Origin of the sequence: Pyxidicoccus sp. MSG2, assembly GCF_026626705.1 — a bacterium.
Classification (GTDB): Bacteria; Myxococcota; Myxococcia; order Myxococcales; family Myxococcaceae; genus Myxococcus.
This window is the reverse complement of sequence record NZ_JAPNKC010000001.1, coordinates 357,796-380,748: the sequence shown is the minus strand read 5'-3', so window position 1 is coordinate 380,748 and position 22,953 is coordinate 357,796. Positions and strand designations below refer to the sequence as shown.

General features: G+C 67.4%; 22 protein-coding genes. 16 read left to right on the top strand and 6 right to left on the bottom strand.

What is annotated here, in order from left to right; all coding sequences use genetic code 11:
* The first annotated feature begins 25 nt into the window (after positions 1 to 25).
* Positions 26 to 382: a GFA family protein gene (locus tag OV427_RS01665; RefSeq protein WP_267854357.1), complete on the top strand. Its 357-nt coding sequence runs from the start codon at positions 26 to 28 to the stop codon at positions 380 to 382.
* Positions 383 to 391: 9 nt separating this feature from the next.
* Here the strand turns inward: OV427_RS01665 and OV427_RS01660 are convergent, their stop codons facing one another.
* Both OV427_RS01660 and OV427_RS01655 read right to left on the bottom strand, forming a co-directional pair.
* A complete protein-coding gene (locus tag OV427_RS01660) occupies positions 392 to 2,194 on the bottom strand; it encodes an acetate/propionate family kinase (protein ID WP_267854356.1) in 1,803 nt (600 codons plus the stop codon).
* A gap of 233 nt (positions 2,195 to 2,427) precedes the next feature.
* Positions 2,428 to 3,570 carry a hypothetical protein gene (locus OV427_RS01655; RefSeq protein ID WP_267854355.1) on the bottom strand — a complete coding sequence of 381 codons (1,143 nt, stop codon included), beginning with the start codon at positions 3,568 to 3,570 and terminating at the stop codon, positions 2,428 to 2,430.
* 234 nt (positions 3,571 to 3,804) lie between these two features.
* Between OV427_RS01655 and OV427_RS01650 the strand changes: the two genes are divergently transcribed.
* Entirely contained in the window at positions 3,805 to 4,728 is a 924-nt protein-coding gene (locus tag OV427_RS01650; protein ID WP_267854354.1) for a hypothetical protein, read from the top strand.
* A 43-nt stretch (positions 4,729 to 4,771) separates the two neighbouring features.
* Here the strand turns inward: OV427_RS01650 and OV427_RS01645 are convergent, their stop codons facing one another.
* Positions 4,772 to 6,547 carry an FAD-dependent oxidoreductase gene (locus tag OV427_RS01645; RefSeq protein ID WP_267854353.1) on the bottom strand — a complete coding sequence of 592 codons (1,776 nt, stop codon included), beginning with the start codon at positions 6,545 to 6,547 and terminating at the stop codon, positions 4,772 to 4,774.
* 213 nt (positions 6,548 to 6,760) lie between these two features.
* Between OV427_RS01645 and OV427_RS01640 the strand changes: the two genes are divergently transcribed.
* From OV427_RS01640 to OV427_RS01575, 14 genes are all read left to right on the top strand, one after another.
* Positions 6,761 to 7,072, top strand: a complete 312-nt coding sequence (locus OV427_RS01640) for an acyl carrier protein (RefSeq protein ID WP_267854352.1) — start codon at positions 6,761 to 6,763, stop codon at positions 7,070 to 7,072.
* A complete protein-coding gene (gene fabZ, locus OV427_RS01635) occupies positions 7,065 to 7,550 on the top strand; it encodes a 3-hydroxyacyl-ACP dehydratase FabZ (protein ID WP_267854351.1) in 486 nt (161 codons plus the stop codon). Before OV427_RS01640 ends, fabZ begins: the two co-directional genes overlap by 8 nt.
* Positions 7,551 to 7,570: 20 nt before the next feature.
* On the top strand, positions 7,571 to 8,341 hold the full coding sequence (locus tag OV427_RS01630; protein ID WP_267854350.1) for an MBL fold metallo-hydrolase: 771 nt from the start codon (positions 7,571 to 7,573) through the stop codon (positions 8,339 to 8,341).
* Positions 8,338 to 9,543, top strand: coding sequence for a beta-ketoacyl-[acyl-carrier-protein] synthase family protein (locus OV427_RS01625; protein ID WP_267854349.1), 1,206 nt, complete (start codon positions 8,338 to 8,340; stop codon positions 9,541 to 9,543). Before OV427_RS01630 ends, OV427_RS01625 begins: the two co-directional genes overlap by 4 nt.
* Positions 9,540 to 10,727 carry a beta-ketoacyl-[acyl-carrier-protein] synthase family protein gene (locus OV427_RS01620; RefSeq protein ID WP_267854348.1) on the top strand — a complete coding sequence of 396 codons (1,188 nt, stop codon included), beginning with the start codon at positions 9,540 to 9,542 and terminating at the stop codon, positions 10,725 to 10,727. The genes OV427_RS01625 and OV427_RS01620 overlap by 4 nt, the downstream gene beginning before the upstream one ends.
* Before the next feature lie 11 nt (positions 10,728 to 10,738).
* On the top strand, positions 10,739 to 11,167 hold the full coding sequence (locus OV427_RS01615) for a 3-hydroxyacyl-ACP dehydratase FabZ family protein (protein WP_267854347.1): 429 nt from the start codon (positions 10,739 to 10,741) through the stop codon (positions 11,165 to 11,167).
* Complete coding sequence (locus OV427_RS01610) at positions 11,160 to 11,909, top strand: SDR family NAD(P)-dependent oxidoreductase (protein ID WP_267854346.1); 750 nt, start codon at positions 11,160 to 11,162, stop codon at positions 11,907 to 11,909. Before OV427_RS01615 ends, OV427_RS01610 begins: the two co-directional genes overlap by 8 nt.
* Entirely contained in the window at positions 11,906 to 12,679 is a 774-nt protein-coding gene (locus OV427_RS01605; RefSeq protein ID WP_267854345.1) for an SDR family NAD(P)-dependent oxidoreductase, read from the top strand. The genes OV427_RS01610 and OV427_RS01605 overlap by 4 nt, the downstream gene beginning before the upstream one ends.
* A 63-nt stretch (positions 12,680 to 12,742) precedes the next feature.
* Entirely contained in the window at positions 12,743 to 13,978 is a 1,236-nt protein-coding gene (locus OV427_RS01600; RefSeq protein ID WP_267854344.1) for a beta-ketoacyl-[acyl-carrier-protein] synthase family protein, read from the top strand.
* A 43-nt stretch (positions 13,979 to 14,021) separates the two neighbouring features.
* A complete protein-coding gene (locus tag OV427_RS01595; protein ID WP_267854343.1) occupies positions 14,022 to 15,266 on the top strand; it encodes a beta-ketoacyl-[acyl-carrier-protein] synthase family protein in 1,245 nt (414 codons plus the stop codon).
* 17 nt (positions 15,267 to 15,283) lie between these two features.
* Positions 15,284 to 16,033, top strand: coding sequence for an ABC transporter ATP-binding protein (locus OV427_RS01590; protein WP_267854342.1), 750 nt, complete (start codon positions 15,284 to 15,286; stop codon positions 16,031 to 16,033).
* On the top strand, positions 16,030 to 17,256 hold the full coding sequence (locus tag OV427_RS01585) for an ABC transporter permease (RefSeq protein ID WP_267854341.1): 1,227 nt from the start codon (positions 16,030 to 16,032) through the stop codon (positions 17,254 to 17,256). The genes OV427_RS01590 and OV427_RS01585 overlap by 4 nt, the downstream gene beginning before the upstream one ends.
* Positions 17,257 to 17,275: 19 nt before the next feature.
* On the top strand, positions 17,276 to 18,019 hold the full coding sequence (locus OV427_RS01580; protein WP_267854340.1) for an outer membrane lipoprotein-sorting protein: 744 nt from the start codon (positions 17,276 to 17,278) through the stop codon (positions 18,017 to 18,019).
* Between the two features lie 5 nt (positions 18,020 to 18,024).
* Complete coding sequence (locus OV427_RS01575; RefSeq protein WP_267854339.1) at positions 18,025 to 19,356, top strand: hypothetical protein; 1,332 nt, start codon at positions 18,025 to 18,027, stop codon at positions 19,354 to 19,356.
* Between the two features lie 159 nt (positions 19,357 to 19,515).
* Here the strand turns inward: OV427_RS01575 and OV427_RS01570 are convergent, their stop codons facing one another.
* The 3 genes from OV427_RS01570 to OV427_RS01560 form a co-directional block, all read right to left on the bottom strand.
* Positions 19,516 to 20,124: a cysteine hydrolase gene (locus tag OV427_RS01570; protein WP_267854338.1), complete on the bottom strand. Its 609-nt coding sequence runs from the start codon at positions 20,122 to 20,124 to the stop codon at positions 19,516 to 19,518.
* A 174-nt stretch (positions 20,125 to 20,298) separates the two neighbouring features.
* The gene (locus tag OV427_RS01565) at positions 20,299 to 21,516 is read right to left on the bottom strand and encodes a hypothetical protein (RefSeq protein ID WP_267854337.1); all 1,218 of its coding nucleotides are present in this window, start codon (positions 21,514 to 21,516) and stop codon (positions 20,299 to 20,301) included.
* 62 nt (positions 21,517 to 21,578) lie between these two features.
* On the bottom strand, positions 21,579 to 22,838 hold the full coding sequence (locus OV427_RS01560; protein WP_267854336.1) for a phosphatidylserine decarboxylase family protein: 1,260 nt from the start codon (positions 22,836 to 22,838) through the stop codon (positions 21,579 to 21,581).
* Positions 22,839 to 22,953: the final 115 nt, after the last annotated feature.

Here is a 22,953-nt window from a genome sequence, read left to right as displayed (position 1 = left end):
CCGACTCTTCCGTATGGAGCCAATGATGATTCTCGCCACATGTCACTGCGGTCGCGTGTCGATTGAAGTGCAGACCGAGCCCACCCAGGTCACCGACTGCAACTGCTCCATCTGTCGACGTTACGGCGTGCTGTGGGCGTACTACTCGCTCCAGCAGGTCCGCGTTCGCACGGAAGGGTCTGCCCAGGACACCTACCAGTGGGGCGAGCAGAAGATTGCCTTCCATCGTTGCGCCCACTGCGGCTGTGTCTCGCACTGGGCGGCGCTGGACCCGGCGCGCGACCGGATGGGCGTCAACGCGCGGCTCATGCCGCTCGAGCTTCTATCGAGAGTGCGCGTGCGGCACCTCGACGGTGCCGGCACCGAGCTGTACCGCGACTGACGCCCACTCTCAGGACGTACCCGCCTGTACGCCGCTGAACGCGACGACGCTGTCGCTGGTCAACCCCGCGGCGTTCGCCTCGTCGGTGTCGACGTGCATGTCGAGACGGAAGTCGGGATGGACGCGGACGAGGACGTCTCCCATCGTCATCTCGCGCTCGCCCTCGACGCGCACCTGGATGACGTTGCGGTCCTGGACTCCGAACGTGCGCGCCTCCTCGGGGCTCATGTGCACGTGCCGGAGCGCGAGGATGACGCCGCTCAGGATGGTGACGGTGCCCGCCGGGCCGCGCAGGGTGATTCCGGGCGTCCCTTCGAGCTTGCCGCTCTCGCGCAGGGGCGGTGTCACGCCGAGCGTGAAGGCGTCGGTCCGCGCCAGCTCCACCTGGGTCTGCTTGCGCAGCGGGTTGATGATGGCGACGCGCTGGATTTCTCCCTTGGGGCCGACCAGGTCCACGGTCTCCCGGGTGACGTACTGCCCGGGTTGCGTGACGTCGCGCTTGTTCGTCAGCTCATACCCCGGGCCGAAGAGCGCGTCGCAGTCGGCGCGGCTGAGGTGGACGTGGCGCACGCTGACGCCCACGGGAATCGGCCGTGCGCGCACGCTGCGAAGGGTGGCCGTGGGCCCCACCAGGCAGCGCATCACCTCGCGGGCAATCATCCGCTCCTCGTCGGTGCGCACCACCAGCACCTGCGTGGGGGCGCGCGGTGCGGAGACCTCCACGATGCCCCCATGGTCCGCGGGGCGCTGGGTCTCATTGGCCCGCTCGTCGAGGGAGACGCCCATGAAGAGCAGCCCCTCGCACACGCGGCTGCGCACCAGCGCGGAGTTCTCACCGATGCCGCCGGTGAACACGAGCGCATCCGCCCCGCCCAGCACGGCGGCGTACGCGCCGATGTACTTGCGGATGCGGTGGACGAACACGTCGATGGCGAGGCGCGCGCGCGGGTTGCCGGCCTCCGCGGCCTGCTGCACGTCACGGAAGTCGGCGCTGACGCCGGACAGGCCCGCGAGGCCCGACTGGCGGTTGAGCAGGGTGTCTATCTGCTCCGGCGACAGGCCATCCTTCGCCAGCAGCAGCGGCACGGCAGGGTCCAGGTCTCCGGCGCGCGTGCCCATGACGAGCCCTTCCAGCGGCGTCATGCCCATGGAGGTCTCCACCGAGACACCGCGCTCGATGGCGGCGATGCTGGCGCCGCCTCCGAGGTGGCAGGTGATGAGCTTGAGCCGCGACAGGTCCGTCTTGAGGTGCTCGGCCGCGGACAGGGCCATGAACTGGTGGCTCGGGCCATGGAAGCCATAGCGGCGCACGCCCTTGGACAGATAGAGCTCGTGCGGAACGGCGTACGTGTAGGCCTGGGGCGGAAGCTGCGCGTGGAACGCGGTGTCGAAGACCGCGACGTGTGGCACCGAGGGGAAGACCTCACGGGCCGAGCGGATGCCAGCGAGGTTCGCCGGGTTGTGGAGCGGGGCGTAGCGTGCGCACTCCTCGATGATGGCCTCGGCCTTGGCGTCGACCGGCGTCGGGGCGATGAGCCGCTCGCCCCCGTGGACGACGCGGTGGCCCACCGCCGCGAGCGCGCTCGCGTCAGGCAGGGGGCCGCCGGCGCGCGTCAGATGGGCGAGAATGGCGCGCAGCGCGTCCTGGATGGCCCGCCCGTCGACCGGGGCGCTGCCCGCTTCGTGGACGTGCAGGGCCTCCGCGGTGCCCACGCGCTCGACGCGTCCCGCGGCGAGACGGGCCTCGGTGTCCATCTCATAGAGGTTGTATTTGACAGAGGTCGAGCCGACGTTGACGACGAGTACCTTCATGGTCGGGCGAAGGTATCACGGCTGCCGCCCCCTGCCGGGAGGGGCCAGGAGCAGAAACCGGTCCTCCCGGCACGGCCGCCATGGCAGGCGTCTGGTGGTGCGCCACCCTTTGCGCTGCCTTTGGCCCGCTCACGCCGCGAAGAGTGTCCAGGGACGAGCACCGCCAGCGTCTTCTCCCTGGCCTCCAGGCCGGGTGCCACGCCAGGTGCAACAATGCCAAACACGCCTGTCGACTATCCTCCCTCGGGCAGGGGCTGGACCTCGCTGGAGCCCCGGCGCATCTCTCGCATCGAGTACGTGGTGCCCACGGAGTAGCGGGCCAGGTCCTCCGGGTCCCTGGCCTTGTAGGTCAGCGACCGGCCCTCCTCGTCCGCGAACAGCACCATGTAGTTCGCCTCGCGACGCTCGCGCTCGTCCTCACCGGGCGCCAACCCCTGGCGGAGCCGCACCTCGTCGGGACCGGGCCAGCGCATCTCGAGGGATTCTCCCGTCGCCTGCGCCGTCCGGTTCCAATGCCACTCCCAGACGTCCCACGCGTACCACATGCTCGTGCGCGGCTCGTCGCGGTAGCGCGGCACCTCGCGCGTGCGCATCTCCGGGCAATAGCGTGTCGTGCAACTCTGCCCTCCCCCCGAGCACGACTGCGAGCACGAGGCGAAGCCGTTGCCGTCGTCCGTGCACACCTCCTGGCAGCTCTCCGGAGTGGACGTGCAGTCCTGCCCGCACTCGACCTGCTCGGTGTAGGACTCGGTGTCGTAGCCATCCAACACCTTCTCGGTGTGGTGGAATCGCTCTCCGCGCTTCCGGATGTTGAACGCGTCCGAGGGCCGGGCCTCCGCGAAGCCCTCGCGGTGGTACAGGCTCTTGCGCTCCACGTGCACCAGGTGCGCCCACGTGACGCCCTGGACCCGTACCGAGAGCACCCGGGGGGCCGTCAGCCACCATACGCCGCCGGCCAGCAACACCACGGCCGCAAGCAGCCAGAGCCACCGGGGAATCCCCAACCACCGCGTGCGCAGTGCGGAGAGGGAGCGCCACACCCGCATCGACACCTGCTGCTGTGGGGGCGGAGCGCCAGCCTGGGCCACGGTTGCCGCTGGAGGCTGGGGGCTTGCGCCACAGCGGTTGCAATGGCCGTCGAGGCTGCGTTGGTCGCTCCCGCAGTACGCACAGCGCCAGTTGGCGCCCGCGTTCGCCAGCCGCAACAACTTCGGATCCGTCACCGTCGCGGCGGCCACGGTGTTCGACGGCATCTCGTACTTCTCCGACGCGTCCTTGGGGTCGCCGCAGTTCTGGCAGGCCGTGTGCCGGCCCAGATTCACGTGCTGGCAGGTACTACATCGCCACGACAGCTCGATCTTCCGACTCCTCCCCATCCCCCGAGCCTAGCAAGACGGATGGGCGCACTGCCAACGGGGGGCCGCGGCCGTCGTCGGGCACGGGGCTGGTCCTCCCGGTCGGAGCGCTGCGTGGGCTGCCCGCCGAGGCCCAGCTCCAGCCGGTGCTCGACGAGGCGGCCCTGAAGGGCATCGAGCTTCGAGCCCACGGCGTAGTCCTCGCCAGTCCCCGCATTGCTCCGTCGTCACGGCACGGGCTACGCTCGCATGACAATGATTTCTCCAAACGGCAATCGCTCGCAGCTCAACAGCGTTTTCAATGCCGCGCTCACGGCCTATTTCGCCAACCCGCGTGACTACCGGGACCTGTATCGCTCGTATCTCGGCGTCGAACCGAAGTTCATCCCGGCGAGCGAGACGGGAGGCTGGGTGGACGTGGAGTTGGGGACGCTGTCCCGGGTCCTCACGAGAGGGGTCCTGCGCTTCGGCTATGCCGAGGGTCCTCCGTACGTCTATCACGGCGCGAATGGCGAGCTGACCGGACTGGAATGGGAGCTGGGCAACCAGTTGACCGCCATCATCCGCAGCTATTACTCCGGCTACGCGCCCGGAAAGGGGCTGCGCGCCGAGTGGGTCCGCATCGAAGTCACTGCGTCCGGAGATCCGGAGCGGGCCCGACTCGATGCGTTGTATGCCGCGCTCAAGGAAGACCGCTTCGACGTCGCGCTCTCGGGGCAGGCGAACCTCAGCGCCGACCCCACCGCCCCCGCCGTGGAGTGGACCAGTCCCACGGAGTTGCTGTTCACGAACATCCTGTACTCAGGCCGTGGCGAGTACGACCTGAAGGGACTCGTCGGCGGCTCGCGCGCGCAGTTCATCGACACCGTGAAGAAGTGGCCGGACGTCCAGATGATGTGCGTCGTGAACCTGGGGCCGTCGCGGACCAACACCCTGAAGCTCGTGGAGGACATCCGCGCGCAGGGTGGGACCGTGACACTCAAGGACGACTGCACGGTGGAGGAGATCACCAAGGCGATCAAGGACCGGGCGATCCACTTCTCCGTCGGGGACGCCGTCGCGTCCGCGTGGCAGGGAGTCCAGCCAGGCTTTCCCGGACTCAATCTCAACATCACCGCCGCACTCGATCCGCTCGGCACCGCGCAGCGCGTGGCGGCGTTCACGCTGCGGCCGAAGTAGCGCGAAGTCCCCCCTGTGCCAGGCAATCCAAACACGGTGCCCTTCACGCATGCTGCAACCCCTCGTCCGGGTGCACCGTCCCGGACGGCCCGCGCGTGCTGGCGCGCCCGGATTCAGACGTGGCGGCGGAGGCCAGGTAGGCATGCAGCTGCGCCACCACGGCCGAGCCCTCGCCGATGGCCGCGCCGACTCGCTTGACGGAGTCCGAGCGCACGTCGCCGATGGCGAACACGCCGGGCAGGCTCGTCTCGAACGCGAACGGCGCCCGCCCGGTGTCCTCCCAGGTTTCCGCCTGGAGAGGCTTCTCGCCGAGCGCCGCGCCCGTGCGCACGAATCCCTTCGCATCCAGCGCCACACCGCAGCCCGCGAGCCACTCCGTGGCCGGGTCCGCCCCGATGAAGAGGAAGAGGTGGCGCACGTCGTGCTCCTCCTCCCGCCCGCCAGGCCGGTGCCGCCAGCGCACGCGCTGCAGGCCGCGCTCGTCCGAGCCCTCCAGCCCCACCATCTCCGTCTCCATCATCAGCTCGATGCGAGGGGACGCGGCCAGGCGCTCGACGAGGTAGCTGGACATGCTCGCGGCGAGCGCCCGGCCGCGCACGAGCACGCGGACCCGACGCGCGTGGCCCGCGAGGAACACGGCCGCCTGGCCCGCGGAGTTGCCACCGCCGACGAGCACGACCTCCTCGCCGTCGCACATGCGCGCCTCGATGGGGCTGGCCCAGTAGAAGACCCCACGGCCCTCGAACTGGTCGAGGTTCGCGAGCGCGGGACGGCGGTAGCGTGCGCCGCTGGCCACCACCACGGTCCGCGTGCGCACCTTCCACCCGTCGGTCAGCTCGAGCGTGAGTGGCGCGCCGGAGGCCACGCAGCGCAGGGAGGCGACCTCCGCCGGGATGGCCATCTCCACGCCGAATTTCTGCGCCTGCACGAAGGCGCGCCCGGTGAGCGCCTGGCCGGTGATGCCGGTGGGGAAGCCCAGATAGTTCTCGATGCGCGAGCTCGCGCCTGCCTGCCCCCCGAAGGCCCGCTGATCCAGGACGAGCACCCGCAGCCCCTCGGAGGCCGCGTACACGGCGGTGGCGAGCCCCGCGGGACCCGCGCCCACCACGGCGACGTCATAGAGCGTCTCGAAGGCCCCCTCCGGGAGCAGGCCGAGCGCTCGGGCGATGGTGCGCTCCGAGGGGTTCTTCAGGACCGAGCCATCGGGGCACACCACGAGCGGGAATTCCTCCGCGCGGGGCGAGTAGCGCTCGAGCAGCGAGGTCGCCTCGCCGCCCTGCGCCGGGTCCAGCGCGCGGTACGGGTGGCCATTGCGCGAGAGGAAACCCTCCAGGCGAACCCTACCCGCGCTCTCGGGTGGACCCACCAGGACGGGCCCACCGGCACCTGTCTCGATCAGGCCCACGCGGCGCAGGATGAGGGCGCGCATGATGCGCTCACCGAGGTCCGCCTCTGCCACGAGTAGCGCCCGCAGCCCGTGCGGGGGGATGACCAGCGCCTCCACTTCGCCCACCGCGTGAGCGTCGACGAGCGCGGGGCGTCCGGAGAGTTGGGCCACCTCGCCGAGGAACTGTCCCGGGCCCTCCTCCACGATGGGAATCGAGTGTCCCAGGCCATCGCGCCGGGAGATGGCCACGCGGCCCTGGGCGAGCACGAGCATCCCGGGGCTCGGCTGCCCGGCTGCGACGAGGCACTCCCCATCACGGAAGTGCCGGACCTCACCGAAGCGCTGCATGCGCTCGCGGTCCCGGGCGTCCAGGACGGGGAACATCTGAGAGCGGCGCGACTCGAGGTTCGGGGGCAGGGGAGGAGGATTCATGACCGTGCCCAATGCATGGGCACGGGACGCGCGAGTGACACGAGCCCGGGCATCCACCTGAGCCTTCGCCCGGATGCGCCCCTCAACCCTCGATGAGCTGCGGATGGTCTGTCTTGGATTTCGAGAAGTTGAACCTGGCGTCACATTCACCCAGTTGAGCACCTGATGTCAGAGGACCTCTGTACGTTGGGTTTTCAACATGAGGAGATGCTGATGCAATCCGGTATCGAAGAACTGAAGGACGGCTTGAAGGCCATGATCGTGGACCGCCTGCGGCTGAGCATCGACCCCGCGACCATCCCGGATGGGGCACCGCTGTTCGGTGGTGACTCGCAGGGTGGTGAGGCTGGCGGCCTGGGACTCGACAGCGTCGAGGCGTTGGAAATCGTGGTCGGCATCGAGGAGAAGTGGGGCGTCATCATCGCGGACGACAGCGTCGCGAAGGAGTTCCGCTCCATCAATACGCTCGCGGCGCTGGTCAGCCGGTTGATCTCCGAAGGCGGAAGGAAGGCCGCAGGTGCATAGCGCGCAGGCGGAAGCGCCGTCGTCCGGGCTCGGTATCCAGGAGCTCCTCAAGCTCCTGCCGCATCGCTATCCGATGCTCATGGTCGACCGGATCGACAGCCTGGAGCCCGGCGTGTTCGCCGAGGGAATCAAGTGCGTCACGGCGAACGAGCCCTTCTTCCAGGGGCACTTTCCCGAGCACCCCATCATGCCGGGCGTGTTGATTGTCGAGTCCATGGCCCAGGTGGCAGGCGTCATGCTTCGCACCCGGGGTCTCCCCGAGGCGGAGGGGGCGGAACAGACACCCTCGAAGCCAGCACGCCCGGGGGTGATGGCGAACATCCAGCGGATGCGCTTCCGCCGCCCGGTGGTCCCTGGAGATCAGCTCCGCGTTCGGGCCACGCACCTCAAGAGCCTCGGCACCGTCCATCAGGTGAAGGTCGAAGCACGGGTGGGCGAAGAACTCGTCGCTGACGGCGAACTGATGCTGGGCTCCTAGTCGCAAGGAAACACCTCACCATGCTCTTGAATGTGCTCATCCAGGGAAGTGGATTTCCGCGGCTGCGATCCACGGTCACCCTCGTGCAATCCCAGAAGCGGAACATCCTGGTGGACAGCGGCCTGCGCGACGACGCGGACCGGCTGGTGCTGGCACTCAAGGAGCGGGGGCTGACCCCTGATGACGTGGACGTGGTCGTCGCCACCCACCTGCATTACGACCACTGCGGCAACCATCTGCTGTTTCGAAATGCGCGATACATCGTGGGCGCCAAGGACTTCATCGAGAACGCGCATTTCATCAGGGCCTATCACCAGGATGGCACTCCCGGGAAGGCGACTACCTCGGCGCTGCTGCGCGAGAACTACCAGACGGTGAAGGACTTCTACGTCCGGTCCATCGTGCGCGAGGTGACTCGAAACATCGAGTTCTACAACCGGGTGCTCGAGCAGGATTCACGCTTCGTCCCCGTCGATGGCAGTCATTGGCTCACCGAGGAGGTCGAGGTGCTCCCCACTCCGGGGCATACCCACGGCCACATCTCCGTCGTCGCGCACCGTGCCCAGACAGGGAGCGAGGACGCGCCGAGGAAGATCCTCGTCGCGGGGGATGCACTCTTCACCCGCAAGACCTTGCTGGAGAATGCCGAGCGGGAACTCCAGCTGGCCCAGGACGTCGAGCTCTATAGCCATACACGCAGGAAGCTCCTGAGCGAGTACCGCCACATCATTCCAGGCCATGACGGTCTGGTGGACAGAGCAGCACATGTGCCCCTGGAGGCCACCTCGTGAGCACACATCGGGTCGTCATCACGGGCCTCGGGGTGACCGCGGCCAATGCGCTGTCCTCCAGAGAGCTCGCGCAAGCCCTGTTGGAGCGTCGCAGTGGCGTCCGCGAGTCCCGCCAGTTCGGCATCGAGGGACGGGCGTACTCCGCGGGAGAGGTGGACCTGCCTGGATTCTCCGCCGAGGGGGTGGACCGGGTGTCACAGCTGGCCCTCCATGCCGCGGAGCAGGCCCTCCGGGACAGCGGCCTCGAATCACAGGCGGGCTGGAGAGAGGAGGCGGGGGTGATGCTCGGCACGAGCCGCGGACCGGCGCTCTCCCTCGAACGGTTCATGCGCTCCGGAAGCGAGGCGACTCGCCGGACGCTCTTCGGGGAGCTCCCCTTTTCCTCCATTGCCCGCAACGTCGCGGCCCGGTTCGGACTGGGCGGCGTCCTTTCCACCGTGACGATGGCCTGCGTCTCCAGCAGCCTCGCCATCGGCCGCGCCCTGGACGAAATCCGCCATGGCCGGGCCCCGGTGATGCTGGCGGGGGGCGCGGACGCGCTGACGCAACTCAGCTTCAGTGGCTTCTCCGTCCTGCGCGCCATGACACCCACCGTGTGCCGTCCGTTCGACCACCGACGCAATGGGATGGTGCTGGGAGAAGGAGCGGGAATCCTCGTGCTCGAGGAGCTGCACCACGCACTCCAGCGGGGCGCGCGAATCCACGCGGAGCTGTGCGGCTGGGGAACGGCCGGTGATGCCCACCACCCCACCAGCCCCCACCCGGAGGGCCGGGGGCTGCAGCAGGCGATGACCCTCGCGTTGCGACAATCAGGCCTGACGACGGACCAGATCGACTTCGTCAACCTCCATGGCACCGGTACGCCGGCCAATGACCCCGCGGAGTGTCATGCCCTGCGCCGCGTCTTCGGCGAGCGGACCGCGTCGCTGCCGGTCAACTCCCTCAAGCCCTACTTCGGTCATACCCTGGGGGCATCGGGCGTGCTGGAGCTCATCGGCTCCGTGCTGGGCATGGAGCGCGACTTCATCCCTCCCACACTCCAGTGCGAGGAGTTGGATCCGAGGTGCGACGTCGACGTGGTGCGAGGCGAGGGGCGCGCCCGGCGCATCGACGTCCTGATGAGCACCAAGTCCGCGTTCGGCGGGGCGAATGTCGCCCTCGTCGCCCGCCGCCTGCCGGAAGCGGGGAGGGTGGTCCGATGAGCCGGAACATCGTCATCAGTGGACTCGGCGCGGTATGCCCACGGGCCGCTGGCCACGCGGCCCTCTGGGAGCTCTTCCCGCGAGGCGACGCCGAGCCTGCCGGCACACCGGAGCCCTCCGTATCCGCGCTGGAGCGGATTCCAGATGCGGCGTTCGAGAAGCAGCCCGCCCAGGTGCGGCACATGGACCGGCTCGGGCGAATCTCGCTCGCCGCCACCACCCTCGCCATCGAGGATTCCGGGCTCGAGGCCGCGCCCGGGGAGCCGCACCAGACAGGCATCGCGTTCGGCTCGGGCTACGGCTGCCTGCCCACCAACGAGGAGTATCTGGCGGGCATCCTGGAGCGGGGCGCTCGTTACGGAAACCCGCTGGTGTTCCAGAACACGGTCACCAACGCGGCCACGGGCTACATCTCCATGGTGCACGACCTTCGCGGACCCAACGCGACCTTGTGCTCGGGGTGGGCCGCGGGCCTGGAGGCGATTCGCTTCGGCTGCCAGCAAATCGAAGCGGGCCAGGCCGAGCGGATGGTGGTGGGCAGTGCGGACACGCTCAGCTCGAGGCTCATCGAGGGACTGTCGCTCCAGGGATGGCTCCGCCGCCGGGGAGCGGCGCAACCCTTCACCGAGGAATCGGACGGGATGCGCGTCAGCGAGGCGGCGTGCACGCTCGTGCTGGAGGAACTCACGCAGGCCCGGAAGCGCGGCGCGCACGTCTATGCAGAGCTGACGGGCACCGGGCACCGGGGTGGCCCGCTCACGGAGCAGGCCCGCACACTGGCCCGCGCGGTGAGGGACGCGGTGCGCACCGCCCGAATCGAGCCCGAACAACTGGGAGCTGTCTTCTCCGGCGCGAACGGCCACAGGGACTTCGACGGCTGGGAGTACCGCGGGCTGCACGAGGCCCTCGGTGCCCACGCGGCACGGATTCCGGTGACCTGTCCCAAGGCGGTCCTCGGAGAGACTTTCAGCGCAGCGGGGACGCTGGCCGTCCTGCTGGGCGCGCTGGCCGTAGACACCGGCTGGGTGCCAGGCATTGCGGGAAGGACACACCCCACGCCTGGATGTCAGCTCAACCTGATATCCGGTGCGGCGCGGCGCCTCGAGCCCGAGTGGGTGCTGGTCACCGCCCTGGGGGGAGAGGGCAGTGCCCTGGCCGTGGTGTTGCGCAGGTGCCACCCATGAGTGAGCACTCCATGGCTCGCATCTATGGGGGAACGCCTCACCGGTTTCCCATGCTCCTGGTCGACTCCGTGGAGGAGCTCTCCCCGGGCTTTGGCAGGGCGCTCAAGCAGGTCTCCGCCAACGAGGTGCTGCTCGAGCGCTTCGGAGACGCGCAGCCCACGCTGCCCTCCTGCCTGCTGGTGGATGCACTGGGGCAGGTGGCCATCCTGCTCCTGCGCGGGCGAGACGGCGAGGCCGCGTCGGTCTGGTATCTCGGCGGTATCGAGGCAATGACATTTCATACAGCCATTCCGGCCGCCAGTGTGCTGCGGATGGAAGCCAGCATTCTCAAGCGGTGGCGGACCACGGTCCGGGTCGAGGTCAAGGCCTGGATTGGAGCGGTGCCGGTCGCAAGCGGCTTCATGGTGCTTTCCCAGAGAGGTTCAGGGCCCAATGAGTAGCGCGGAAACAGTCACGCCGTTCGTCGAGGGTTTGCTCCACCAGCAGGTGGTGATTGTCACCGGCGCGGGACAGCCCATCGCCAGTGCCATTGCGCGACGCCTCGGCAGGGCGGGTGCGCGTCTGGCCCTGGTGTTCCTGCCGGAGCACGAGGCGGAGGCGACGGCACTCGCCAGGGCGCTCGGTGCGGAGCTCGCCATGGCCTGTGAGCTTTCGGATCCCCAGGCGGTGGGCGCGGTGGTCCGTCGCGTCACCACGGAGCTGGGAGGCCTCGACCTGCTCGTCAACGCGTCCTTGAGCCGCGAGCCCGGCAGGCTGCGCGACCTGGCCGCGGCGCAGTGGAAGACATTGATCGAGCGCCAGTTGAGCGGCACGGCCTGGTTCTGCAAGGAGGTCATCCGTCCGATGATGCGCAAGCGCTCGGGGCGAATCCTCAACCTCCTGGATGTCGCTCACGGAGGCGCGAGCCGGGTGGCCGCCGAAGGCCTCTCCGCGATGACCCGCTCGTTGGCGAACGAAGTGGCGCGGCACGGAATCTCCGTGAACACCCTGGCGGTCCACCTCCTCGCGGAAGAGGCCGAGCAACTTCCCCCCGCGCAGCGCGAGCGGCTCGACGGCGAGCTGGGTCCCCTGGGGAGACCCGGGAGCGCGGAGGAAATCGCAGAGGCCGCGCTCTTCCTGGTCTCGAGCGCGGCGAATCTCACGACGGGACAGCGCCTGTCAGCCACCGGAGGTCTGTGGTGAGTGAATCCCAGGCAGCACGCCAGCGTTTCCAGCAGCAGGCGGTCATCATCACCGGGGGCTCGCGTGGCATTGGCAGGGCCATTGCCCTCGCCTTCGCCTCCGAGGGAGCGGACATCGTCCTCAACTACGGGAGCAACACGGAGGCCGCGCAACAGGCCGCCGCGGAGGTGGAGGCGAAGGGGCGGCGCTGCGTGCTGGTGCCCGGCTCCGTCGCGAACCCCGACGTGCCCGGACAGCTCCGGGACGCGGCGCTCTCCCACTTCGGCCGCATCGATGTGCTCGTGAACAACGCCGGCATCAGCCGGGATGGGCATCTGATGATGATGCAGGCCGCGGCCTGGCGCGAGACGTTGGACGTCAACCTCTACGGCGCGCTCGCCTGCTGTCAGGCGGTCATCGGCCCCATGATGAAGCAGGGGCGTGGCGCCATCATCAACATGTCCTCCACCGCCGGAATCCGGGGTCGCGCGGGACAGGTGCCGTATGCGGCCTCCAAGGGGGCCTTGATCGGGTTGACCCAGACGTTGGCGGGGGAGCTCGGGCCGCATGGCATCCGGGTGAACTGCGTGGCACCGGGCTTCGTGGAGACGGAGATGGTGGAGGGGCTGATGAAGCGTCCGGGTGTCCGCGAGGGGTTCATCCAGGCCACGCCCATCCGCAGGCTCGGGACGGTGGAGGACGTCGCCAACGCCACGCTCTTCCTGGCCTCGCCGGAGAGCGCCTACGTGGTCGGCGACGTGCTGCGCGTGAATGGTGGGTTGGTGATGTAGCGCGCCGCCAGCACGGGGCCGGTGTTTTCGAGGATTCGCGCAACAACCGCTGAGAGGAACAGGATGAGCAACAGGGTCGTCGTCACCGGAATTGGCGTTCTCACGCCCATCGGCAACAACCTGGCGGAGTTTTCCGAGGGGCTGCGCTCGGGGCGCGATGGCATTGCCCCGGTCACCCATTTCGATGCCAGCAAGCACCGCTGTCAGTCCGCCGGGGAGCTGAAGAACCTCGACTTCTCGGCTCATTTCAGCACCGAGGAGCTGCCCTACCTCAGTCGCGGCACCCGGATGATTCGCGTGGCGGCGGCGCAGGGGCTGGCGGCCTCCGGGCTGGACCTGGCCGTCGAGGACCGCTCGAAAATCGGCGTGGTGCTCGGAACCAATCTGGGAGGGATGCCGGCGACGAAGGAGGGCTACGCCGCGCTCCACCACCCCTACCGACGCGGTCGTGCGGGTCCGAAAGATCCGTGGCGGGCCCTGGTGCTCGACAGCTTCATCAGCGCGATGAGCGACCAGGTGGCCAGCCACTACAGGCTGGCGGGGCTCAGTCTGGTCATGTCCACCGCGTGCAGCGCGGGCCTGCATGCGCTCGGGGTGGCGGTGGATGCGATTCGCTCGGGCCATACCGAGGTGATGCTCGCGGGCGGAGTGGATCCGCTCAGTGAGATGCCCCAGGCCGGCTTCGGCGTCCTGCGCTCACTGGCGAGCGACAAGCTGCGCCCCTTCAGCAAGGACCGCGACGGGACACTCCTGGGGGAGTCCGCTTCGCTCTGGGTGCTGGAGAGCGAGGCGCATGCGACGCGTCGTGGGGCGCACATCCTGGCGGAGCTCGCCGGGTACGGCGGCTCCACGGACGCCTACCACATGACCCGGCCCGATGAGACGGGACGTGGCCCGGCGCGAGCCATGCAGGCGGCCCTGGAGAGCGCCGGCATGAGGCCCGAGCAGATCGGCTACATCAAGGCGCACGGCACGGGCACTCCGGCCAATGACGTCATCGAGACGCGCGCCATCAAGCACGTCTTCGGCGAGCGGAGTCAGGTCCCGGTCAGCTCCATCAAGGCGATGGTCGGCCACAGTCTGGGCTCGAGCGGGGCCATGGAGGCCGCAGCGGCGGTGGTGGCGCTGAACGAGGGCTTCCTGCCGCCCACGCTGCACCTGGACACGCCAGATCCGGAGTGCGACCTGGACTACGTGCCCCATCGCAGCCGGCCCGCGAAGCTGGAAGCGGTCCTCACCAATGCGTTTGGCTTTGGGGGCAACAACGCCGCGATGGTCTTCCGGCGCTGGGAGGGCTGATGTATCACGCACGAATCTCCACCGGAGAAGAAAGGGGACGCTCATGACTGGCTCCACGCGAGTGACGGACGAAGCAGAGAACATGCGGATTGTCATCACCGGCATGGGAGCGGTGTCCCCTTACGGGGCAGGTGTCCCCGCCCTGCTGGGCGCACTCGCCGAGGGGCGCAGCGCCATCCGCCCCATCGAGGACTTCGATACCGCCGGGTGCGCCTGCACGCACGGGGCTCGTGTCCCGCAGGGGAGCCTGGCCGCGCTGACGGGCTCCAACAACCTCCGGCGTGCGCCTCGGGGGACGCAATACACGATGCTCGCCACGGAGGAGGCGCTCCAGATGGCGGGCCATGGCCCCTCCACGTGGAATCCGGAGCGGGTGGGCGTGTTCCTGGGGACATACCGGGCGAATGCGGAGGTCAGCCAGGAAATCTGGCACCGGATCATCACCAGCGAGCCACGCTTCGTCCAGCCACTGCTCTTCCAGGAGACGGTCACGAACGCGGTGGCCAGCGCACTCAGCATCCGCTGGGGCTGGCGTGGCACCAACTATGCTATCAGCGCGGGAAACGCCTGCGGATTCCAGGTGCTCGCCCTGGCGGCGCAGGCCCTGCGCAGCGGACGGGCCGATGCCATCATCGCGAGTACGTTCGACCTCATCACCGCCGCCACCCACTACGACATGAATGACATTGGCGTGCTGAGCGATTCCAATGTGAGTCGTCCTTTCGACTCGCGGCGGGATGGCTTCATCATGGGGGAGGGCGCGGCAGTGGTGGTGCTGGAGACGCTCGCCTCCGCGCGGGCGCGGGGAGCCACTCCCCTGGCGGAAATCGCGGGGCTGGGCGTGGCGCATGACGGGCACGGCTTCGGCACCCATCACCCGGAGGGCAGGGGACTGGCCTCCGCGATGAGTCAGGCGCTCCGCGGCGCGGCGGTTTCCCCCGAGGCGGTGGACTACATCGCCGCCGCGAGCAACTCCACGCAGTCGTTGGACAGGGCGGAAGTGGCCGCCCTCCGAACGGTGCTGGGAGCCGCGGCGGGCACCGTTCCGCTGAGCAGCCTGAAGGCCCTCACGGGCGAGGCGGAAGCCGCCAGTGACATGTTCAACCTCCTGGCCTGTATCGGCGCCGTCCGCGGTGGCGGGCTGCCTCTACAGGTCGGCACCGAGCAGCCGGAGTTCGGGCTCAATCTGGTGCGACAACCCCAGGCACCCCGGCCGGTCCGGGCGGCCCTGGCACACTCCTACTCGTTCGGGGGCAGCGCCGGAGCGGCGTTGGTCCGAGCGCTCTGACATTGGGAAAGACTGAGATGGCCAACCTGGAAGGGGCCGCGAGCAAGGCGGTCATGGCGGCGACGAGCACGGCGGGACAGGAGGTGCTCCTGGCCCTGAGTGAAATCAGGCGCGACTACGTGCTGGGGGAAGCGAAGGTCGAGGCACTCAGAGGCGTCTCGCTGCGCATCCACCGGGGTGAGTTCGTGGCGGTCTGGGGACCATCGGGCAGCGGCAAGTCCAGCCTGATGAACATCCTGGGATTGGTGGACGCTCCCACCTCCGGCGAGGTGTCACTGGAAGGAGTGCCCATCGGGAAGCTGTCGGACAACGCGCTCGCGGACCTGCGCAGCCGCAAGGTCGGCTTCGTCTTCCAGGGCTTCAATCTCATCCCCGTGCTCAGCGCCCTGGAGAACGTCATGGTGCCGCTGCAAATCCAGGGCGTGGGTGCCTCCGAGGTGCGCGAGCGTGCCAGCCAGGCGCTCAAGGACGTGGGCCTGGAGAATCAGTCGAGCGCGCGTCCGGACAAGATGAGCGGCGGTCAGCGCCAGCGCGTGGCGATTGCCCGCGCGCTCGTCACCGCCCCCTCCATCGTCGTGGCGGATGAGCCCACGGCCAACCTGGACTCGGAGAACAGCTACATGGTGGTCAAGCTCATGCGTGAGCTCAACCGCTCCAAGCGTGTCACCTTCATCTTCACCACCCATGATCCGCGTCTCCTGGACCTGGTCGACCGAAAGCTCCTGCTCAAGGACGGCCTGCTCCAAGCGGACGAGACTGTTCGATGAACTACTTCACCATCGGGTTCCGGAACATCCTGAAGCATCACCGTCGCAGCCTTGTCACCCTCATCTCGGTGGGCTTTGGCTTCGCTTCCATCAGTCTCTTCGCGGGATACATCAAGTATGTGTATAGCGGGTTGGCCAGACAGGCCATCCACGGAGAGTTGCTGGGGCATCTGACGGTGATGAAGAGCGGCCTTCGCACCGAAGGCAGGCTCCATCCGGCTCAATACATGTTCTCGAAGGAGGAGCTGGCTCGGGTGGAGCCCATCATCCGACAATACCCGCACACGGTGCTCGTGACGCCGCGCCTGTCCCTCAGCGGCATGGTGTCCAACGGTGCGGCGACCACCGTCTTCATTGGCGAGGGAATGGTTCCCGCGGACGTGAAGAAGCTCCAGGGGGACTTCCAGCGCAAGCTCTCCGGAGACTTGAAGGCGGACAACCCCATCGGGGTGGCGACGGCTCAGGACCTTGGAAGGATTCTCAACCTGAAGCCCGGGGACTCGGCCGCGCTGCTGGTCAGCACGGTGACGGGGCAGGCCAACGCGCTGGACGTGGACATCGTGGACTCCTTCAACACGGGCAACATCGGCACCAACGACAAGTTCCTGTATCTGCCCTTCGACCTGGCGAAGTCACTGTATGACTTCGATGGAGCCGAGCGGCTCATCGTGCTGCTGGATGACAAGGAGTTCACCGAGCAGGCCCGGACGGAGCTCACGGCCCAGCTCAAGCAGGCGGGCTTCGACGTGGAGCTCAAGACGTGGCTGGAGCTTTCGAGCTTCTACTCGCAGGTCAAGCGGCTGTTCGACATGATCTTCGCCTTCATCTTCAGCAACGTCTTCATCGTGGTGGTCATGAGCATCATCAACTCCATGAGCATGACGGTGGTGGAGCGGACCCGGGAAGTCGGCACACTGCGGGCCATGGGCCTGCGCCGCTCAGGCATTCTGCGACTCTTCACCACGGAGGCATTCATTCTCGTGGTGCTCGGGTGCGCCGGGGGCGTGCTCTTGACGTTGCTGGTTCGACTCGCCGTCAACAGCGCGGGCATCACCTACACGCCGCCGAACTCGTCCAACGTGGTCAGTCTCATGGTCGACCTCGACGTGCCCCGGATGGCGAGGACGTTCGTCATGCTCTCGGTGCTCGGCATCGCCGCGGCCTTCTTCCCGGCGCGTACCGCCGCTCGCAAGCTGATCATCGACTCTTTGGGCCATGTCTGACCGCGCGGGAGACACCACCATGAAGAACGCACGCTTTCTCATCGCGGGGCTGCTGCTCTTGCTCGCGGGCTCCGCGCGGGCCGCCGCGCCGGATGCGGCAGAGATCCTCAAGTCCTCGGACCGCGCCCGTGGCGGCGGGCTTCCCGGCATCCGCTGGACGGTCCGCATCATGCCCAGCAACGGTGCGGACGCAGAGCCCGAGCGGTTGCTCACCCTGAAGGCCAATGCCACCGCCAGCCTCGCGGAGACGCGGGAGCCCGTGCGCTTCAAGGGCTCCAAGCTGCTGCAGGTGGACCGGAACATGTGGATGAGCCGTCCGGGTCTCCGCAAGCCGATTCCCATCTCACCAAGGCAGAAACTCTCGGGTCAGGCCTCGCAGGGCGACATTGCTTCAACGAACTATGCCGTTGACTACCAGGGCAAGCTGCTCGGCGAGGAGGAAATCAACGGCGAAGCCAGCTACAAGTTGGAATTGACAGCCGTCAACACGTTCTGCACGTATGACCGCATCACCTACTGGGTTTCCAAGCAGCGGCTGGTGGGGGTGAAGGCGGACTTCTTCTCTCTCTCCGGGAAGCTGCTGAAGTCCGCCACCTTCGAGTACGGCAATCAGCTCACCCACGAAGGAAAGACGTTTCCCTTCGTGAGCAAGATGAGCATTCAAGACGCGCTCACGGCCGCCAGGACGACGCTGGTGTACTCCGACGTGCAGGTGACGGAACTGGCCCGGGCGGAGTTCGACGTCAATCGGCTTGGGAACTGAGCAGGATGAGTGCGAGACGAATCACAGTCACCGCCATGCCGGGTCTGCCCCTGCTCGCGGCCCTGCTGACGGTGGGGATTGGAGCGACTGTCGAGGCAAGCGCCATCCAGGAGCTGCGGGACAAGGGTTCCGCCAGCCTCCAGGTGCTGGCCTACGACAGCGAGCGAGGGCTGCGGGAAAACAGCCTGCTCAATCCAGGCAACCTCATCGCCAACCTTCCGGAAGGTCAGACGGAGGTGGAGGGGCGGCTCGATTTGAAGCTCACCACGGACACCTTCGTGCTGAGCTTGAAGCCCCGTGCCCGCTTCGAGTGGCGGCGGTACGGAGGTGCTGGCCCGGAGACGCGGCTCGACGTCTGGGTGAACCAGGGGGGCGTGACGGCCTATCCGGTCCAGGAGCTCGTCGTGTCGCTGGGCAGGGAGGTCCTCACCTGGGGGCCTTCCAACTTCCGCTCACCCAGCAATCCCATCTATTTCGAGAACGGCCGGAGCAACCCCCTGCGAGAGTTGCTCGGCGTGGACGTGGCCCAGGTGGCCTGGTCGCCCACGTCCGCGCTGTCCCTGTCGCTGATGCACCAATTCGGCGACGGGCGCGGGGACTGGCAGTGGGAGCGGGATGACGGCTTCAAGGCGCTGTCGCTGCTGAAGGTGGACTACACGGCGGATGTCTACGTCGCGAGCCTGAACGCCTCGAAGCGGTGGACCGACGAGCGTCCCCGCTTCGGCGCGTTCGGACAGGCCACCGTCAGCGAGGCGCTGCTCGTCTACGCGGAAGCGGGGCTGCGTCAGGGGACCTCGGCGCTGTACCCGGAGACGCTGCCGACACCCGTGGGGGGCGGATACCTGCCCCGCTACGCCGGGGACCACCGGCTCTTCTATTCCGCCCTTGTCGGGGGTGGCTACACATTGAACTCAGGCCACACCGTCTATCTGGAGTACCTGAGCAACAATGAAGGCTACCGGTGGGCGGATGGCGCGCGGTATTTCGACATCGCCGCCAGCGCTTCCGAGACGCTGGCGACCCCCTCTGCTGCATCGCCCCTGGCTGGCCAGACGCTGGGGGCCGCGCTCAACAATGGGCTCGCACTGCTGGGACGCCACTATCTGTTCCTGCAAGTGCAGAACAATCAGGCGGACAGCGGGCCCACCTGGCAACTCCGTTATTCGCTCAATCTGGTGGACGGCAGCGGGCAGGGGTCCGCCTATGTCGAATGGAACGTCTGGAGCCGATTGGCGCTCTTCGCGGTGGGTGTCATCAACCACGGGAGCAATCGCTCCGAGTTCCACTCATTGCTGAGTCGGTCGATTCTCGTGGGGGCCAAAGGCTATGTCCTGTAGCGCCTGCCGTTCCTCGGCGCCTGGCTCGAAATTCAAACCGCGTTGCCTGTCCAACTCGACGTGGGGTAGGGGGCGGCGCAAATCCATACCGGATGCAGGGAATGCGGACCGCGCCGCTTCGCCGCGATGCACGTGCATCGCGGCGGAGCGGATGTCGCGCTACGTCTTGAGCATGCCAATCACTTCCGAGGACGGCATGGGACGCGAGAACATCGGGAAGTCGTACTTGAGCGCGTTCTTGTGCTCCTCGGACGAGGTGGCGGCGGCGCAATCCGTGAGGGTGATGACGTCGTAGCCGTTCTCGTACGCGCTGCGCATCGTGGACTCGACGCAGCAGTTGGTGAGGAAGCCGCCAATCACCACCGTCTTGATGCCCTTGCTGCGCAGGATGAAGTCCAGGTTGGTGCTGGCGAAGGTGTCGAGGCCGCGCTTGCCCTCCACCACGATGTCGCCCTTCTGGGGCGCGAGCGAGTCGATGATTTGCGCGCCCCAGCTCCCCTTCACGAACGCCTTCCCGTCCACCACGCCCTTCAGGATGCCGTAGGGGTGCCGGGTCAGCTCGCCGTAGCCCTCCGCGAAGGTGATGGGCGCGTGCATCACCGTCACGCCCTTCTCCCGCGCGGCCTTCACCAGCGCGACGGTGTTCTCCAACATCTTCGTCTCCGCCATCACGCCCTTCACCGCCGGGTGCAGCACCCCACCCTCGGTCGCGAACTCGTTCTGGTACTCAATCAGCAGCACGGCGGTGGTCGAAGGGTCGAGTGACATGACTGTCTCCGGGGATGGTCCGGGCCATTCCGGACTTGCCAGATGATTGCCAGCTTGTCAGACGAGGCGTCAAGCCTGGCAAGGCCTGGCCCTCTCGACGGAGGACCCGGGCATTCGCTGCTCCAGCTCGTGGGCGAGGGGTTTCTAAGGGTGCGACGGTCGCTCAGAGGAACGTCATTGCGTCTTCGGCGGCGGCGGCGCCAACAGGACGCCCCACATGAAGTCGAATTGCAGCGAACCGTCGAGCACGGCGGGGATGGGCTTGCCGGTCGGGTTGTAGGGGAGCATCGCCTGCGCCCCGGGGAGCGTCGTGCCGGCAGACCCGAAGGATGCGTAGACGTGGCAGGCGATGCAGGACGAGGCGGCCACGGTCCCGTTCCCCACGATTCGCTCGATGACCGAATTGCCCAGCGCGTAGGGCGTGCCGTCGGGGGCGGTGTAGTCCACCATCGTCGACTTCAGGCAGTAGTTGTTCCAGACCGCCGACAGGCCCGCCTGGGCCATTACGGCCGCGAGCTGGGGCGTTTTTTCGCAGGCGCCGTACTGCGTGTTGACGGCCGTCCGGTTCGGGGGGATGGCCGGGTTCGTCGCACCGAACGTGTCGTAGCATCCAATGTCATCGCAGCGGCCGGGATTCATCTGATGCTCGAAGGTTCCCCAGACCCAGTTCGTGTTCTGCCGGCTGCTCACGTGCAGTGAGACCAGGGCATACTCAACCCCGCCGGAGGTGTTCGTGTAGTACAGCTTCTGGATGTTGGCGATGCTGCCGAGCGAGGGGAGCCATTGCAGCAGCGTCTGCACGGGAACCCAGTCGCCCTTGACGGAAATGGCCTCCGTCGGCATCACGACCTGGAAGCTCTTTGCGTAGGCGGCCCTCAGCCCGGCCTGGGTATTGAGGTTGTTGTTGACGATGTAGTCGTACTGCGGGCGGTTCCGCTTCACCTCCTCGGCGATGCACGGCGTTGGCGTGCCGTGGGTCGGGAACCCTCCGACCGCGGCGTTTCCGGGGGTGGCGCAGCTGACGTCGATGGGACCCGCCGACGACCCGCCCGACGTCCTTTCGAGCACGCTCCGTTGGAACTTCTTCGGCTCGTTCGGACCCGGCCAGTGAGGCGTGTACGAGAAGACGTCGGCGTCGGAGGCCCACGTCTCGAACACCACCGGCGAAGGTTGGGTGGGCTTCACCGGCGCCGCGAACCCGGCGAGCAGGCGCCAGATGAATTCGTCCGAGTTCTGGTTGGTCCCCGTCACCGCCCCGGCTCTCGCTGGAACCGCGACCGCCACCGTATTGGGATTCACGTCCGGTCTTGTCGCCGAGTTCGAGGTGGCGAAGCATGCCCCGCCGATGATGGCCATCGTTCCGACGATGGCAGGGAAAGCAAATCTGGTCATGGGATTCGTCCTGGGTGAAGGTTACCGATGCAAGCGGTTTCGAGGGGACGCCGAGCGTGCCGCTACAGCGCGCTCGCGATGTTCTGTCTCACCATCACGATGTTATCCAGCTTCTCACCCGACCCGCTGGCGCCGTCGCTCAGCGAGGGATTGTCTGTGATGGAGAGGGAAGCGATCTTCGAGCGGTCGAACAGGATGCAGCAGGTCGATCCGCCGAATGCGAAGTGGCCGATCTCGTCTCCCCGCTGCACCGAGTCACCCTCCTTGACCGTCGCCTTGCACGAGGACACCTCCGTCAGCCCCACGAAGATGACGGCGACCTCCCCGATGTCCGGATTCGAGGGTTCGATGAAGACGATCGTCCGGGTGTTGACGTGGCTCAGGAAGGGGAACGATGCCGCGTAGTCCTGGTTCGGGGCCGGCTGCGCGAAGAAGTACCCCGGGACCGTCTTCACCTTCTTGATCTTGCCAGTTACTGGCGAGTGCCACCGGTGATAGTTGAAAGGCATCAGGACGATCTGCACCGCCAGCCCGTCGACGAAGGGCCGCAGCAGGGGGCTGGCCGCATCCTCGGCGAGGAGGTCCGTGAGGTAGTACTGCTCGCCCTTGATGTCGAACGTGGCCTCGCGCTGCACCTGCTTGGAGATCTTCCAGACCTGCCCGTCCACGGGGCTGATCACCACCTTCCCGGTGGGATCGGGCGCCAGGGGCCGGCTGGCGTCGAAGTCCTTGAACTTGCGAATGAAGAACTCGTTCCAGGACTTGAATCCGCCGTGCGGCTCGCAGGGGTTGTAGACGTACTCGTCCAGGCTCAGGTACTGCCTGGCATCCGCGCTGAGCCAGTTCCCGTAGGAGTCGTTCAGGTAGGCGAGAGAGGCGGGCGTCTCCAGGTTGGTATGATAGGCCTTCAGGATGTCGGCGAAATAGGGCCGGATCGCCTCGTTGGTGAAGAAGGCCCAGCCGTAGCTGTTCTCCATGAAGGGCTGCAGGACCGTGTAGAACGGCAGCGCGGCCATGAAGTTCGAATCGTATTTCGGAAGGCTGGTGAGCGCGTTGTCGAGCTGCTGGAAGAAGTCCGCCGGCGTCTTGATGTTGAGCGAGTTCTTCTGGTTGGCCTCGTCCAGCATGCTCCCGATGTAGATGCGGAGGAACTCGTTCTCCGGGCGTTTCACGTACTCGGCCAGCGCCTGGACGGAGGGCGCGAGCTCTTTGGGATGCTTGCGATGGCTCTCCGCGAATAGCCGGTTCGACTCCGCGGCCCTCGACGCCGACTGGGCGGGCGCTGCCCTTGAGAGAAGCTCGAAATAGGAGACGCGTTTCATGGACAAGCGCCTTTCATGAGAGAGGGGCCTCGTGAGGAGTGGAGGCAGGCGGCCGGGGCGCAGTTGCACCGTGTGTGCCAGGAGCGCCGCAAGGCGGGCCCCCCAGTGGCGCTCC

Coding starts and splice junctions, on each gene's coding strand:
- OV427_RS01565 (WP_267854337.1), bottom strand. CDS start 21,516: ATGACCAGATTTGCTTTCCCTGCCATCGTCGGAACGATGGCCATCATC.
- OV427_RS01620 (WP_267854348.1), top strand. CDS start 9,540: ATGAGCCGGAACATCGTCATCAGTGGACTCGGCGCGGTATGCCCACGG.
- OV427_RS01560 (WP_267854336.1), bottom strand. CDS start 22,838: ATGAAACGCGTCTCCTATTTCGAGCTTCTCTCAAGGGCAGCGCCCGCC.
- OV427_RS01570 (WP_267854338.1), bottom strand. CDS start 20,124: ATGTCACTCGACCCTTCGACCACCGCCGTGCTGCTGATTGAGTACCAG.
- OV427_RS01580 (WP_267854340.1), top strand. CDS start 17,276: ATGAAGAACGCACGCTTTCTCATCGCGGGGCTGCTGCTCTTGCTCGCG.
- OV427_RS01655 (WP_267854355.1), bottom strand. CDS start 3,570: ATGGGGAGGAGTCGGAAGATCGAGCTGTCGTGGCGATGTAGTACCTGC.
- OV427_RS01585 (WP_267854341.1), top strand. CDS start 16,030: ATGAACTACTTCACCATCGGGTTCCGGAACATCCTGAAGCATCACCGT.
- OV427_RS01595 (WP_267854343.1), top strand. CDS start 14,022: ATGACTGGCTCCACGCGAGTGACGGACGAAGCAGAGAACATGCGGATT.
- OV427_RS01600 (WP_267854344.1), top strand. CDS start 12,743: ATGAGCAACAGGGTCGTCGTCACCGGAATTGGCGTTCTCACGCCCATC.
- OV427_RS01590 (WP_267854342.1), top strand. CDS start 15,284: ATGGCCAACCTGGAAGGGGCCGCGAGCAAGGCGGTCATGGCGGCGACG.
- OV427_RS01630 (WP_267854350.1), top strand. CDS start 7,571: ATGCTCTTGAATGTGCTCATCCAGGGAAGTGGATTTCCGCGGCTGCGA.
- OV427_RS01610 (WP_267854346.1), top strand. CDS start 11,160: ATGAGTAGCGCGGAAACAGTCACGCCGTTCGTCGAGGGTTTGCTCCAC.
- OV427_RS01640 (WP_267854352.1), top strand. CDS start 6,761: ATGCAATCCGGTATCGAAGAACTGAAGGACGGCTTGAAGGCCATGATC.
- OV427_RS01660 (WP_267854356.1), bottom strand. CDS start 2,194: ATGAAGGTACTCGTCGTCAACGTCGGCTCGACCTCTGTCAAATACAAC.
- OV427_RS01645 (WP_267854353.1), bottom strand. CDS start 6,547: ATGAATCCTCCTCCCCTGCCCCCGAACCTCGAGTCGCGCCGCTCTCAG.
- OV427_RS01615 (WP_267854347.1), top strand. CDS start 10,739: ATGGCTCGCATCTATGGGGGAACGCCTCACCGGTTTCCCATGCTCCTG.
- OV427_RS01650 (WP_267854354.1), top strand. CDS start 3,805: ATGATTTCTCCAAACGGCAATCGCTCGCAGCTCAACAGCGTTTTCAAT.
- OV427_RS01575 (WP_267854339.1), top strand. CDS start 18,025: ATGAGTGCGAGACGAATCACAGTCACCGCCATGCCGGGTCTGCCCCTG.
- OV427_RS01665 (WP_267854357.1), top strand. CDS start 26: ATGATTCTCGCCACATGTCACTGCGGTCGCGTGTCGATTGAAGTGCAG.